We start from the raw sequence: 12,263 nt of genomic DNA, 5'->3' as shown, positions 1-12,263 counted from the left end.
GTTGAAGAGATGGCGGTCATGGCTGTGTCCCTCTCAATGGCCGGTTTGCAAGGTGCGGCTCTGGCCGAGCTGCACTTCCTCGCGCAGGTCGCTCCAGATCACCTTGGCGATCTCGACGAATTTCGGGTCGTAGCGAATGTCGGCCATGACGCGCGGACGCGGCAGGTCGATGCGGTAGACGCTCTTGACCGTGCCAGGCCCTGCCGTCAGCACATAAACCTTGTCGGCCAGTGCCACTGCCTCCTCCAGGTCGTGGGTGACGAACACGACGGAAGACTTCTGCTCCGACCACAGACCCAGCAGCTCGTCCTGCATGGCGGTGCGCGTCTGCATGTCGAGCGCACTGAACGGCTCGTCCATCAGCAGGATCTTGGGCTGGTTGATGAAGGTCTGGGCGAGTGCGACGCGCTTGCGCATGCCGCCGGAGAGCTGGTGCGGATAATGCTTTTCGAAGCGCCCCAGGCCGACACGGGCGATCCAGTCGCGCGCCCGCTCATAGGCCTGCACCTTGGGCGTGCCGCGATAGAGCGGACCGGCGGCGACATTGTCGATGACGCTGCGCCACGGAAACAGCGCATCGGCCTGGAAGACGAAGCCGATGTCGCGGCTGATGTCGTTGACGGGATTGCCCATGACCCGGACATTGCCTGTCGTCGGCCGCAACAGGCCGGTGACGAGGTTGAGCGTCGTCGACTTGCCGCAGCCGGTCGGCCCGACGACGCAGGCGAATTCGCCGCGCGCCACGGTCATGGTGAAATCGCGGATCGCCGTCATCATGTGGCCGTCCGGTGTGACGAAGCGCAGTGTCACATCGTCGATGGCGATCGCGGCATCGGCTGGCGGCGCGGCCCGAGACAGTCTCTCGGCCGCCATGGGTTGCAGTTGCATGGCACTCTCCTGTCGCAATGGGGAAGGAGCCACAGCGCGGCCGCGGGTCTCCAGATGGTCCGGCAAGGGCTGTGCCGCTGCCGGTTTGATTTAGGCAAACGGCGCAAGCTATTGTTCTTCGATGGACGAAGACGGGAAGCCCGCACCGTTGGGGACGAGGCTATTTGGCGGCGTCGACGAATGCCGTTGTGTAGGTCTTCGACAAGTCGATCTGCTTACCCTGCAGGCTCTTGGAGAATGTCGAGAGGACCTTGAGCACGGTCGGCGGGCCGTCGGCCGGCATGCGGCCGTCCGGCGTGAACATCGCCTTGCCGCTGGCCAGCCCCTGCACGTAGAGATCCCTGTTGCCGGCGTAATAGTCCTTCGGCATCTTGTCGGCGATCTCCTCGGCCGAATGGGTGGCGATGAACTTCATCGTCATGACGAAGGCATTGGCGAGCTTCTGTGCCTCATCCTTGTGGTCTTCGAGCCAAGCGGACTGGACGTAGAAGGACGCCGCCGGATAGGGGCCGCCCAGCGCTTCCTTGGTCTTTTCCGGGGTGCGCATATCGACCAGGACATTGGCCTCGCCGGTCTTGAGCAATTGGGCAATGGTCGGCTCGGTGGTCATGCCCGCCTGGATCTGATCCTGCTTGACGGCGGCGATGAAGGTGTTGCCGGCGCCGACCGGCAGCAGCGTATAGTCGCCGGGCTTCAGGCCGTTGCGCACGGCCAGATACTGGCTGAGGAAATCGGTCGACGAGCCGAGGCCGGTGACGCCAAGCGTGGCCCCCTTGAAGTCGGCCGGCGACTTGATCTCGGGGTGCTTGGCAGAGACCAGCTCGACCTCGCCCGGCGCCTGGCTGAATTGGACGATCGACTGGATGTACTTGCCCTTCGACTGCAGGTCGACGGTGTGGTCGTAGAAGCCGACGACGCCCTGCACGGCGCCGGCCAGCAATTCATTCTCGGCCTCGACGCCGGCGCGCGAGTTGACCAGTTCGACATCGAGCCCCTGATCCTTGAAGTAGCCGAATTGCTGGGTGAGCACGGCCGGCAGATAGATCTGCTTTTCCATACCGCCGACGATGATGGTGATCTTGTCGGCCGCCGATGCCGCCGTGGCACCCGTTGCGGCGATGGCCAACGCCAGCGCCGCTGAACGCAAGGCGCACTTCGAGATGATACCTGTCACGAAACTTCCTCCACCTGGGCGGCGCGCCGAAAGGCTGCGCCGCATTTCCTCCTCACCGGCCACCAGGGCCGGTCACGCGGTGAACACCGCGGCCCCCGTCATGGCATGCCCAAGCTTTCAGCTGGCTTTCAGCCGTTCGATGAGTGGAAATAGACGAAATCAGGCGGGACTGCTCATCACGAGGCGTTGAACCCAAGCACGTCGCGCATGTCATATTCGCCGGGCGGACCTCCAGCCACCCAGAGTGCCGCGGCGATGGCGCCACGGGCGAACATGACGCGGTCGCCGGCCGCATGCGACAAGGTCATAATTTCGCCGTCGGCACAGAAGCTCACGCTGTGTTCGCCGATGATGCTGCCGCCACGCAGCACCGCAAAGCCGATCTCACCGGGAGGCCGCGCGCCAATGGTGCCATCGCGTGCACGCCTTGCCGTGTCCAGGTCGATGCCGCGTCCGCCGGCTGCGGCATGGCCCAGCATCAACGCCGTTCCCGATGGCGCATCGACCTTGTGGCGATGATGCGTCTCGACAATCTCCACGTCCCAGTCATCGGGATCGAGTGCCCGCGCCGCCTGCTCGACCAGCCCGACCAGCATGTTGAGCCCGAGCGAAAAGCTGCCGGAGCGCACGATGGCAATCGTTTTCGCGGCGTCGGTGATAGCAGCCGATTCAGCAGCATCGAAGCCCGTCGACCCGATGACCAGGGACGGCCCGCCGCGCTCGGCGCAAATGCTGGCCAGATCAGCCGAGGCAGCCGGCGTGGTGAAGTCGATGACCACGTCGGCCACGGCAAGCGCCTCGTCACGGCTCACCAGACCTTCGCCGACACTGCCCGGCCGGTGGAAGCGGGCGGCGAGCGCCAGCCGCGCGTCGCCCTGCACGGCGTCCGCCATCTCGCGGCCCATGCGGCCCAGCGCACCCGCTATGGCGACCCTGACCGGTGGTTTCAACATGGGGCGCTATCCCGCAGCTATTTCCACATGCCGCGCATGCGCGCGCCGATGTCGACGCGCACCTCCGGCCGAGCCGCCCTGCCCTGTGCCGCCTGTGCGCTCGGCCAGGACACCTGCTGGAACGCAGCCAGGATCGAAGCCGGGATGAAGCGGGTGCGCGAGGCATAGAGATGGCGGTCGCCGCGCGCCGCCTGGCCGTGCGGAAAGAAGCGTTGCGGCATGACCAGGTTGAGATTGTCCTTGGCCCGCGTCATCGCCACGTAAAGCAGCCGGCGCTCCTCCTCGATGTCTTCCTTGGTGCCGACGCCGAGATCGGCCGGGATACAGCCGTCGACCGTGTTGAGCACGAAGACGTTCTTCCATTCCTGGCCCTTGGCCGAATGGATGGTCGACAGGATCAGATAGTCCTCGTCGCGATGCGGCGGCCCGGCCTGGTCACTGGTGGCGTCTGGCGGATCGAGCGTCAATTCTGTCAGGAAGCGTTCGCGCGAAGCATAGCCCGAACCGATCTGCTCAAGTTGCAAGAGATCGGCGCGCCGCGTCGTCGCATCCTCGTGGATGCGCTCCAGATGCGGCTCATACCACAGCCTGATCTGTTCGAGGTCGGCAGGCCATTTGGCGCCGGCGCGCAGGCCGGAATAGAGCGAGACGAAGCCCGGCCAGTCATCGGCGGCGCGTTGCGGCGGACGCCAGCCGGCCAGCCCCATCGCCTCGTCCAGCGCCGTCGTCATGGTCTCGACGATCTGCGCGGCAGCCGAAGGGCCGATGCCCGGCATCAGCTGCAGCACGCGGAAGCCGGCGACCCGGTCGCGCGGGTTTTCGGCAAAGCGCAGCACCGCCAGCACGTCCTTGACATGGACGGCATCGAGGAATTTCAGCCCGCCGAACTTGACGAAGGGAATGTTGCGCCGCGTCAATTCGATCTCCAGCGGGCCGCTGTGGTGCGAGGCGCGAAACAGCACCGCCTGCGATTTCAGTGCCGTGCCGGCCTCGCGCTCGGCCAGGATGGTGTCGCAGACGAAATTGGCCTGCTCGACCTCGTCGCGCACGGTCACCAGTTTTGGCCTGTCGGTCGACTTGCGCTCCGACCACAGGTTCTTGGTGAAGCGCTCCGAGGCTTCGCCGATCACCGCATTGGCGGCCGCCAGGATGGTTTCGGTCGAGCGGTAATTGCGCTCCAGCATCACGACGTCGGCGGCTTGCGCGAACTGGTTGGGGAAGTCGAGGATGTTGCGCACCTCGGCGGCGCGGAACGAATAGATCGACTGCGCATCGTCGCCCACCACCGTCAGCCCGGCGCCGTCGGGTTTCAGTGCCATGAGGATCGAAGCCTGCAGGCGATTTGTGTCCTGGTATTCGTCGACCAGCACATGGTCGAAACGCCCGCCCAGATGCGCTGCTATCTCGGGCTCCGCCGCCATCTGCGCCCAGTAGAGCAGCAAATCGTCGTAATCGAGCACGTTTTGCGCCTGCTTGGCCTCAACATAACCGGCGAACAATTGTTTCAGCTGCTCGGCCCAACCCGCGCACCAGGGAAAGGCGGAACCCAACACCTCGTTGAGCGGCGCCTGTGCGTTGACGGCGCGCGAATAGATGGCAAGGCAGGTGCCCTTGGTGGGGAAACGCGCTTCCGTCTTCGAGAAGCCGAGTTCGTGGCGGACCAGGTTCATCAGGTCGGCGGAATCCTCGCGATCATGGATGGTAAAGGCCGGGTCGAGGCCGATCTCCAGCGCATAGTCGCGAAGCAGCCGCGCGCCGATGCCGTGAAAGGTTCCCGCCCAGGTCAGCGCATCGGTGATGACAGCTGCATCACGGCCGAGCACTTCGCCGGCGATACGCTCGACGCGCCTGGCCATTTCGGACGCGGCGCGGCGCGAGAAGGTCATCAGCAGGATGCGGCGCGGGTCGGCCCCCTTGACGACCAAATGGGCGACGCGGTGAGCCAGCGTGTTGGTCTTGCCCGAACCGGCGCCGGCAATGACCAGCAGCGGACCGGCTATCTGGCCGTCGCCGTGCTCGACTGCCTGGCGCTGGGCATCGTTGAGCCGGGCGAGATAGGCAGGCTGGACGGTCGGGTCCCGAAAGGTCGAATCAGCAGTGGCGAGGTTCATCGCCCATCAAGCATCGTTTCTGCTTTGTTCGCAATATCGATGCGGGGCTGGCCTCGTGCTAGACAGGCCGAAGCGCGACATCCCTGTCTTTAGCGTTGCGGATCGACACCCATGTCGGCCGACTGCCGCCGCAAGGTCTCGCGATCATGCTTCGACGGCGGCAACAGCAGCGGGTCGACTGTATCGGGCACGTTTTCGACCATCTTCCTGGCGATACGATAGGTGACATAGGCGAAGGCGCCGGCGACGAGCAGACGGAACATGGTGCAACACTCCTTTGGAGCAGAACCAACCGGGTAAACCGCATTTGGTTCCCTTGCCAATCGTCCACGCGCGCAGTCGGAGATGAGGGTGGGCTACGGGTTTCGCCAGCGCTTTCCCGATGCATTCTCGGGGCACCGGAGGCTGAACCTGGCGTCTGCGGGGTTCGTGTCCTGCCGCATGCCGCCGTGGCGTTCCAGACAGGCTTTGGGGGAAGAAGGCCGGCGCCGCTTGGGAGGAGGAACGAAGCGCCGGCCAAGCGGATAATGAGGTCCGCCGCACAGTTAAGGCTAGCTGAGTCTTTCCCCCGCGTCATCGGGGGATTGTCTTTGTTAAAAACGTACCGACGCGCACGGCCCTATCGGTCACCAGCCGTCACAAGCTTGTCTTGACCATCATCCCGGCAATCTCAATAAACCCGGGAGTTGGCGATCAAAACGCGATCATCTTCCCGCCTCGCCACCCAGCCTTTGCCTGACCAGCGCGACATGGAAATTCGTGCCGAACAACAGCCCCTCATCGTTGAAGTCGTAGCTGGAATTGTGCAGCGGCGCCGAGCCCTCGCCATTGCCGAGGAAGACGAAGCAGCCCGGCACATGGTCGAGGAAGCGGGCGAAATCCTCGGAGGCGGTCATCGGCTCGCGAGCGACGGCGATGTTGCCGGGTTCGAAGACTTGCCTTGCGGCGGCAAATGCTGCATCGACCATTTCAGCATCGTTGCGCAGCGGCACGAACTCCCTGCTGTAATTGACCTCGGCCGCGACATTGTAGGCGGCAGCGGTGCCCTGCGTAATGATGCGCATCTGCCGCTCGATCTCGGCGCTGACCTCGGGGCGGAAGCTGCGCGCATCGCCGAGGATGCGGGCAAGGCCGGGCAGAGCGTTGCGGGTGCCGTCGGTGATCAGCTCGGTCACCGAAACCACCGATATGTCGGCCGGGCTCAGCCGGCGCGAGACGATGGTCTGCAGATTGGTGACCAGCGCGCAGGCGGCGACCAGCGTCTCATTGCCCGCATGCGGCCGCGCGGCATGGCCGCCGAGCCCTTTGAGCACGATCTCGAAGATATCCTCGGCCGACATTATGGGGCCGGCACGGGTCTCGAAATGCCCGATCGGCAAGCCGGGCATGTTGTGCAGGCCGAAGATCTCGTCGAAGGGAAAGCGCTGCATCAGCCCATCGTCGAGCATGGCGAGTGCGCCCCTGCCCCATTCCTCGGCCGGCTGAAAGACGAAGCGCACGGTGCCGTCGAAACCGCCCTCACCTGCCAGCAGCTTTGCCGCGCCGAGCAGCATGGTGGTGTGGCCGTCATGGCCGCAGGCATGCATGATGCCGGGATTGCCGGACCGGTAGGATGCGTCCGATTGCTCTGATATGCGCAGTGCATCCATGTCGGCCCTGAGCGCAATCGCCCGGTTGCCGCTGCCACGCGTCAACGTGCCGACGATACCGGTGCCGCCGACGCCTTCGCTGACGTCATCGAGTCCGAACTCACGCAGTTTGGCAGCGACGAAGGCTGCGGTACGCTTCTCCTCGAAACCGAACTCGGGATGCGCATGCAGATCGCGCCGCCAGAAAATCATTTCCTGCTTCAGCGCATCGCGATCGAGTTCAGACATTCTTTGCCCCTTCTGACCTACTTTGCCAGTTGCGCGGCCACATCAAGCAGGATGTTGGCGCCGGCAACAAGCTCGGCGTCATCGGTGTGTTCGCGCGGACTGTGGCTGATGCCACCGGCGCTCGGCACGAAGATCATGGCCGCCGGTGCGATGCGCGCCAGCATCTGCGCATCATGGCCGGCGCCTGACGTCATGCGCCGGACACCGAGGCCACGGTTTTTCGCGGCGGCCTCGATCAGCTCGACGATGCGCAGGTCGAAGATCACCGGCTCGAAGCGGGCCAGTTGCTCGACCGAAATGACCACGTTCTCGGCAGCGGCAAGCTGCTCGAGATAGGCGGCAAGCGCCGCCTCCGCCGCCTGCAGGCGCTGTTCGTCGGGGTCGCGCAGATCGATGGTGAAGACCGCGCGCGAGGGAATGACGTTGATGGCATTCGGCTCGAAGCGGATCGTGCCGACGGTGGCGACGGTCGGCGCGTTCGAGGCTTTGGTCCGGTCGAGCAGGAAGGTGATGACCCGGGCGGCGGCGTGGCCGGCATCGTTGCGCATCAACATCGGCGTGGTGCCGGCATGGTTGGCGACGCCGTCGATGGTGATGCGCTGCCAGGAAATGCCCTGCAGATTCTCCACCGCACCGATCGGCAAGCCCTCACGCTCCAGCACCGGCCCCTGTTCGATATGCAGTTCGAGGTAGGCGTGCGGCTTGAGGAGGCCGGGCTCCCGGTCACCGGCATAGCCGATGCGGGCGAGTTCCTGCCCCAGCACGCTGCCATCGGTGCCGACGGCCGCCAGCACCGTTTCGGCATCGATGCCGCCGGCGTGGACCAGCGAGCCCATCATGTCGGGTGTGTAGCGTACGCCCTCCTCATTGGTGAAAGCGGCGAGCGCGATCGGGCGCGACGGCGACAAGCCTGACGCCTTCAGCGTCTCGATCACTTCCAGCCCGGCAAGCACCCCGTAACAGCCGTCATAAATGCCGGCATCGATGACGGTGTCGATATGCGAGCCGATGAGCAGCGGCGCCTGCCCGGCATTTTCCGGGCTCTGCCAGATGCCGAAAATGTTGCCGACCCGGTCGATGGCGACATCGAGCCCGGCCTGCCGCAGCCAGCCGACGAAGAGGTCGCGGCCCTGCCTGTCGGTGTCGGAGGCGGCCAGCCGGATCAGCCTGTCCTCGCCGTCGCGACCGACGGCACCGAGTTCGCGGATACGGCCAAGCAGGCGCTGTGCATCGATCGCGATCATGCCGTTGCCTCGGCTTTCATCTTGCCTTCCAGCACATCGGCCGGGCTCATGCCAACCAGCTCGGCATAGCGATGCGGGTCGGTGGCACCTTCGGTGTTGATCACCAGCACCCGCGATTTGCCGTCCAGTCCAAGCTCGGTCGGGTTGTCGGCCATCGCCCGGATCAGCCCGGCAAGACCAACACCGCCGCTTTCGCCGGCGACGATCACCGGATCCCCGGCGGCCGGCCGGGCCAGCCGCCGCATCACCGCGATGGCGTCGGCCTCATCCACCGTCATGAAGGCATCGGCGGCGCGCGCCAGCACCCGCCAGGCTACCGGGGAGGCCTCGTAGCATTCAAGCATGGCCATCACCGTCGGCCGGCCATGCGCGACCTTGACCGGGTGCCCGGCCTGGGCGGCTGCAAAAACACAGGCTGCACGCGCCGGCTCGACCACGATGAAGGTAGGCTTGGCGTCACCGAGCACGATGGCGAGATGACCGGCCAGCGCGGCGGCAATGCCACCGACACCAGCCTGCACAAAGACGTGGGTTGGTGTCCGAGGGAGCTGACGCAGCGCTTCGCGCACGATCGCCGTATAGCCCTGCATGACCAAACCAGGAATCCGTTCATAGCCCGGCCATGAGGTGTCGGACACGACGGTCCAGCCCTTCTCGGCCGAAACCTGGGCGGCCTGCCTGACCGAATCATCATAGTTGCCGTCGACGCGGATCATCTCGGCACCATAGCGGGCGATCGCCGCTATGCGCTCCTCGCTGACGCCGGCGTGGACGAAGATCGCCGCCCGCGCGCCGACGAGTTGCGCGCCTTGCGCAACGGAGCGGCCATGATTGCCGTCGGTCGCACAGGCAAATGTCATCGCCGTGGCGACGGCACCCACTTCGGGCCGATCGAGATCGGCAACATCGACGGGCCGGCCAAGCCGGTTGCCGGCCTCCTCCAGCACCAGGCGAAAAACGGCGTAGGCGCCGCCCAGAGCCTTGAAGCTGCCGAGGCCGAGGCGAAAGCCTTCATCCTTGATATGGATCGCGCTAATTCCGAGTTCGCTGGCAAACGCCGGAAGCGCATGCAGCGGCGTTTTCAGGTGATTGTCGCGATGGGAAAGAAAACGCTCGACCGTGTCAGCGCCGGCCATGCCGAGGATTTCGGCATCGGCCGGATCGAGTGGCAGGCGATGCAGAGTATTGCGATTGAGCAGGAACACTGGCGGGCCTCCTTGGCATTCGGCGAGAATATATTGCAGGATCGGTGCAAAGGGCGCTGTAATATGGCCTCCCAAATGCAAGTTTGTTTCGCCGAGGACCTCTCCATTGCCTGTATCGCCACCCTCGCTCGACAATTTCGATCTCTCCATCCTTGCCATCCTGCAGCGCGACAACACGACGCCGCAGCGGCTGATCGGCGAGGCGGTGAACCTGTCGGCACCGGCGGTGCAGCGCCGCATCAAGCGCATGGAGCAGACCGGCGTCATCGCCGGCAATGTCGCGGTCGTCGAGCCGGCAGCGGTCGGCCAGCCCATCACCATCTTCGTCGAGGTGGAACTCGAGAGCGAACGTGCCGAACTGATCGACGCGGCCAAGCGGCAATTCTCGGCAACCCCCGAGGTTCAGCAATGCTACTACGTCACCGGCGAGGCCGATTTCATCCTGGTCATCACCGTGGCCGACATGGCCGCCTATGAGGCGCTGACGCGAAAACTGTTCTTCGACAGCAACAATGTCCGCAAGTTCCGAACGTTCGTTGCCATGGACCGGGTCAAGGTCGGGTTGACGGTGCCATTGCCCGGCTGAGCGTATCCCTGAACGGTGTGATCCGGCGCGAGACGAGCGGAGTTCTCGCCAACCTTAGCCGGCCGCGCGCAGCCACACCTTGTTGTCGTGGAAGGCAGCACCGCCATAGGGCGCCGGCGCATCGGCGCCGGTCAGAACGTTGATGCCTTCGCCGCGCTCATGCGCGCTGTTTGGCCAGATGCCTTCGGCGATGACGACGCCGCGCTTGATACCGTCAAACAGTTTCGCATGCAGCACGACTTCGCCGCGCGTGTTGCCGACCTCGACACGGTCGCCGTCGGCCAACCCAAGGACTGCGGCATCATCGGGATGCAGAAGCAGTTCCGGCCGGCCCTCCCTGGCCTTGGACACCGGTGTTTCCGAAAAAGTCGAGTTGAGAAAATTGCGCGCCGGCGACGTGGTCAGCCGGAACGGATGCGCTTCGTCGGCGACCTCGATCAGGTCGACATGGTCGGGGAATTCCGGCAGAAGCGCCACCGGGCCGAACAGGCCCATGCTTTTCGGCGGCCGGTTGGGGCGCCGCCTGCCCGGTCCAGTCGGCGCGGAAACGGAATTTTCCGTCGGCGTGGCCGAACCCCTTGATGAAATGCGCGGTGTCGAAGTCCGGCTGCAGGTCGACCCACTTGTCTTCCTTCAAGCTTTCGAAACTACCCAGCCCGCGCTTGCCCAGGATGATGTCGATATGCTGCTGCTCGGTCATGCCGAAGCCCGGGCGATCGGCGACGCCGAGGCGTCCAGCCAATTGCTCGATGACGAAATGGTTGGTGCGCGGCCCTTCCGGCGGCTCTATCAGCTTGGGGCCGAGCGTGATGTGCTGGTTGCCGCCACCCTTGTAGACGTCGTCGTGCTCGAGGAACATCGTCGCCGGCAGCACGACATCGGCAAGCATGGCCGTATCGGTCATGAACTGCTCGTGCACGCAAGAAAACAGGTCGTCGCGCATAAAACCCTGTTTCACCAGCCGCTGCTCCGGCGCGACATTCACCGGATTGGTGTTCTGGATCAGCATCGCCGTCACCGGCGGGCCGCCATAAAGCGCGTCGCTGGCTCCGGTCAGCACCGGGCCGATGCGCGAATGGTCGAGATGGCGGATCGAGGGATCGCGCATCCTGGTGCCTTCCAGAACTTCCTGGTTGAGCTTGAAGATGCCGGAGTTGGAATGGAAGGCGCCGCCGCCCTCATATTGCCAGCTGCCGGTGACAGCCGCGATGCAGGACGCTGCATGCATGTTGACGGCGCCATTGCGCTGGCGCGCGAAGCCGTAGCCGAGGCGGAAATAGGTCTTTTTAGTCGTGCCGACGAGGCGGGCGAAGGCCTCGATCTCGGCGACCGTCAAGCCGGTGATCCCGGCCGCCCAGTCCGGCGTGCGCGTCTCGAGATGCGCTTCCAGCCCTTTCGGGTCGTCCGTGTACTTTTCGAGATAGGCGCGGTCGGCCATGCCTTCCCTGAACAGCACATGCATGACCGCGCAGGCCAGCGCGCCATCGGTGCCCGGCTTCAGCACCAGGCCGAGATCGGCCTGCTTCATCGTCGCATTCTCATAGACGTCGATGACGACGATCTTCGCGCCGCGCTCCTTGCGCGCCTTGATGGCGTGCGTCATGACGTTGACCTGCGTCACCACCGCATTGGTGCCCCAGATCACCACGCAATCGGATTTCGCCATCTCGCGCGGGTCCGGCCCGCGCAAGGCGCCGGCGCCCATCATCCAGCCGGTCCAGGCGAGATTGGTGCAGATCGAACCGAAAAAGCCGGAGTATTTCTTGGCGTGGCGCAGCCGGTCGATGCCGTCGCGCTGCACCAGCCCCATCGTGCCGGCATAATAATAGGGCCAGACCGTCTCCGAGCCGTATTTCTCCTCGGCCGCAATGAATTTTTCGGCGACGAGGTCGAGCGCCGCCTCCCAGCTTGCTTCTTTCCAGGCGCCGTCGCCCTTGGAACCGGCGCGGATCAGCGGCTTCAGCAAACGGTCGGGATGATGGACGCGGTCGGCATAGCGGGCAACCTTGGCGCAGACGACACCGGCCGTGTAGCTGTTGGACTTGGCGCCATGGACGCGGCCGATGCGGTTGCCGTCAAGCAACTCGACCTCGAGCGCGCAGGTCGAGGGGCAATCATGCGGACAGGCCGAATGGCCGATGCGAAGCTTGGCGTGTTGGTTCATGGGGCGAGGTTAACCGGTTCCGGACGCGGCGTGTAGGGCCAGATCTTACCCTCCCCTTGAT

At 64.8% G+C, this 12,263-nt stretch carries 9 protein-coding genes and 1 pseudogene; 1 reads left to right on the top strand and 9 read right to left on the bottom strand.

Annotated features, from left to right (window positions below; genetic code table 11):
* Positions 1–33 precede the first annotated feature (33 nt).
* The 8 genes from EOC06_RS21150 to EOC06_RS21115 all read right to left on the bottom strand — a co-directional run bounded on the left by EOC06_RS21150 (position 34) and on the right by EOC06_RS21115 (position 9,452).
* Positions 34–888 carry an ABC transporter ATP-binding protein gene (locus tag EOC06_RS21150; protein ID WP_128308703.1) on the bottom strand — a complete coding sequence of 285 codons (855 nt, stop codon included), beginning with the start codon at positions 886–888 and terminating at the stop codon, positions 34–36.
* Between the two features lie 160 nt (positions 889–1,048).
* A complete protein-coding gene (locus EOC06_RS21145) occupies positions 1,049–2,062 on the bottom strand; it encodes an ABC transporter substrate-binding protein (protein WP_128308702.1) in 1,014 nt (337 codons plus the stop codon).
* 176 nt (positions 2,063–2,238) lie between these two features.
* A complete protein-coding gene (gene dapB / locus EOC06_RS21140) occupies positions 2,239–3,015 on the bottom strand; it encodes a 4-hydroxy-tetrahydrodipicolinate reductase (protein ID WP_128308701.1) in 777 nt (258 codons plus the stop codon).
* A 17-nt stretch (positions 3,016–3,032) separates the two neighbouring features.
* On the bottom strand, positions 3,033–5,126 hold the full coding sequence (locus EOC06_RS21135; RefSeq protein ID WP_128308700.1) for an ATP-dependent helicase: 2,094 nt from the start codon (positions 5,124–5,126) through the stop codon (positions 3,033–3,035).
* 89 nt (positions 5,127–5,215) lie between these two features.
* Entirely contained in the window at positions 5,216–5,389 is a 174-nt protein-coding gene (locus tag EOC06_RS21130; protein ID WP_081738796.1) for a hypothetical protein, read from the bottom strand.
* A 441-nt stretch (positions 5,390–5,830) separates the two neighbouring features.
* Positions 5,831–7,003, bottom strand: a complete 1,173-nt coding sequence (locus EOC06_RS21125) for a M20 aminoacylase family protein (protein WP_128308699.1) — start codon at positions 7,001–7,003, stop codon at positions 5,831–5,833.
* Between the two features lie 17 nt (positions 7,004–7,020).
* The gene (locus EOC06_RS21120) at positions 7,021–8,247 is read right to left on the bottom strand and encodes a Zn-dependent hydrolase (RefSeq protein ID WP_128308698.1); all 1,227 of its coding nucleotides are present in this window, start codon (positions 8,245–8,247) and stop codon (positions 7,021–7,023) included.
* Positions 8,244–9,452: a diaminopropionate ammonia-lyase gene (locus EOC06_RS21115; protein WP_128308697.1), complete on the bottom strand. Its 1,209-nt coding sequence runs from the start codon at positions 9,450–9,452 to the stop codon at positions 8,244–8,246. The genes EOC06_RS21120 and EOC06_RS21115 overlap by 4 nt, the downstream gene beginning before the upstream one ends.
* A 106-nt stretch (positions 9,453–9,558) precedes the next feature.
* Here EOC06_RS21115 and EOC06_RS21110 point away from each other — a divergent pair, with 106 nt between their 5' ends.
* Positions 9,559–10,038, top strand: coding sequence for an Lrp/AsnC family transcriptional regulator (locus EOC06_RS21110; protein ID WP_127381214.1), 480 nt, complete (start codon positions 9,559–9,561; stop codon positions 10,036–10,038).
* 54 nt (positions 10,039–10,092) lie between these two features.
* On the opposite strand, the pseudogene EOC06_RS21105 reads toward EOC06_RS21110, so the two are convergent.
* Positions 10,093–12,202: pseudogene (locus EOC06_RS21105) on the bottom strand (molybdopterin-dependent oxidoreductase).
* Positions 12,203–12,263 lie beyond the last annotated feature (61 nt).

The sequence above is a fragment of the Mesorhizobium sp. M7A.F.Ca.MR.362.00.0.0 genome (assembly GCF_004023175.1).
GTDB lineage: Bacteria > Pseudomonadota > Alphaproteobacteria > Rhizobiales > Rhizobiaceae > Mesorhizobium.
The sequence above is the reverse complement of the archived record's forward strand: the minus strand, read 5'-3'. Positions and strand labels throughout refer to the sequence as shown.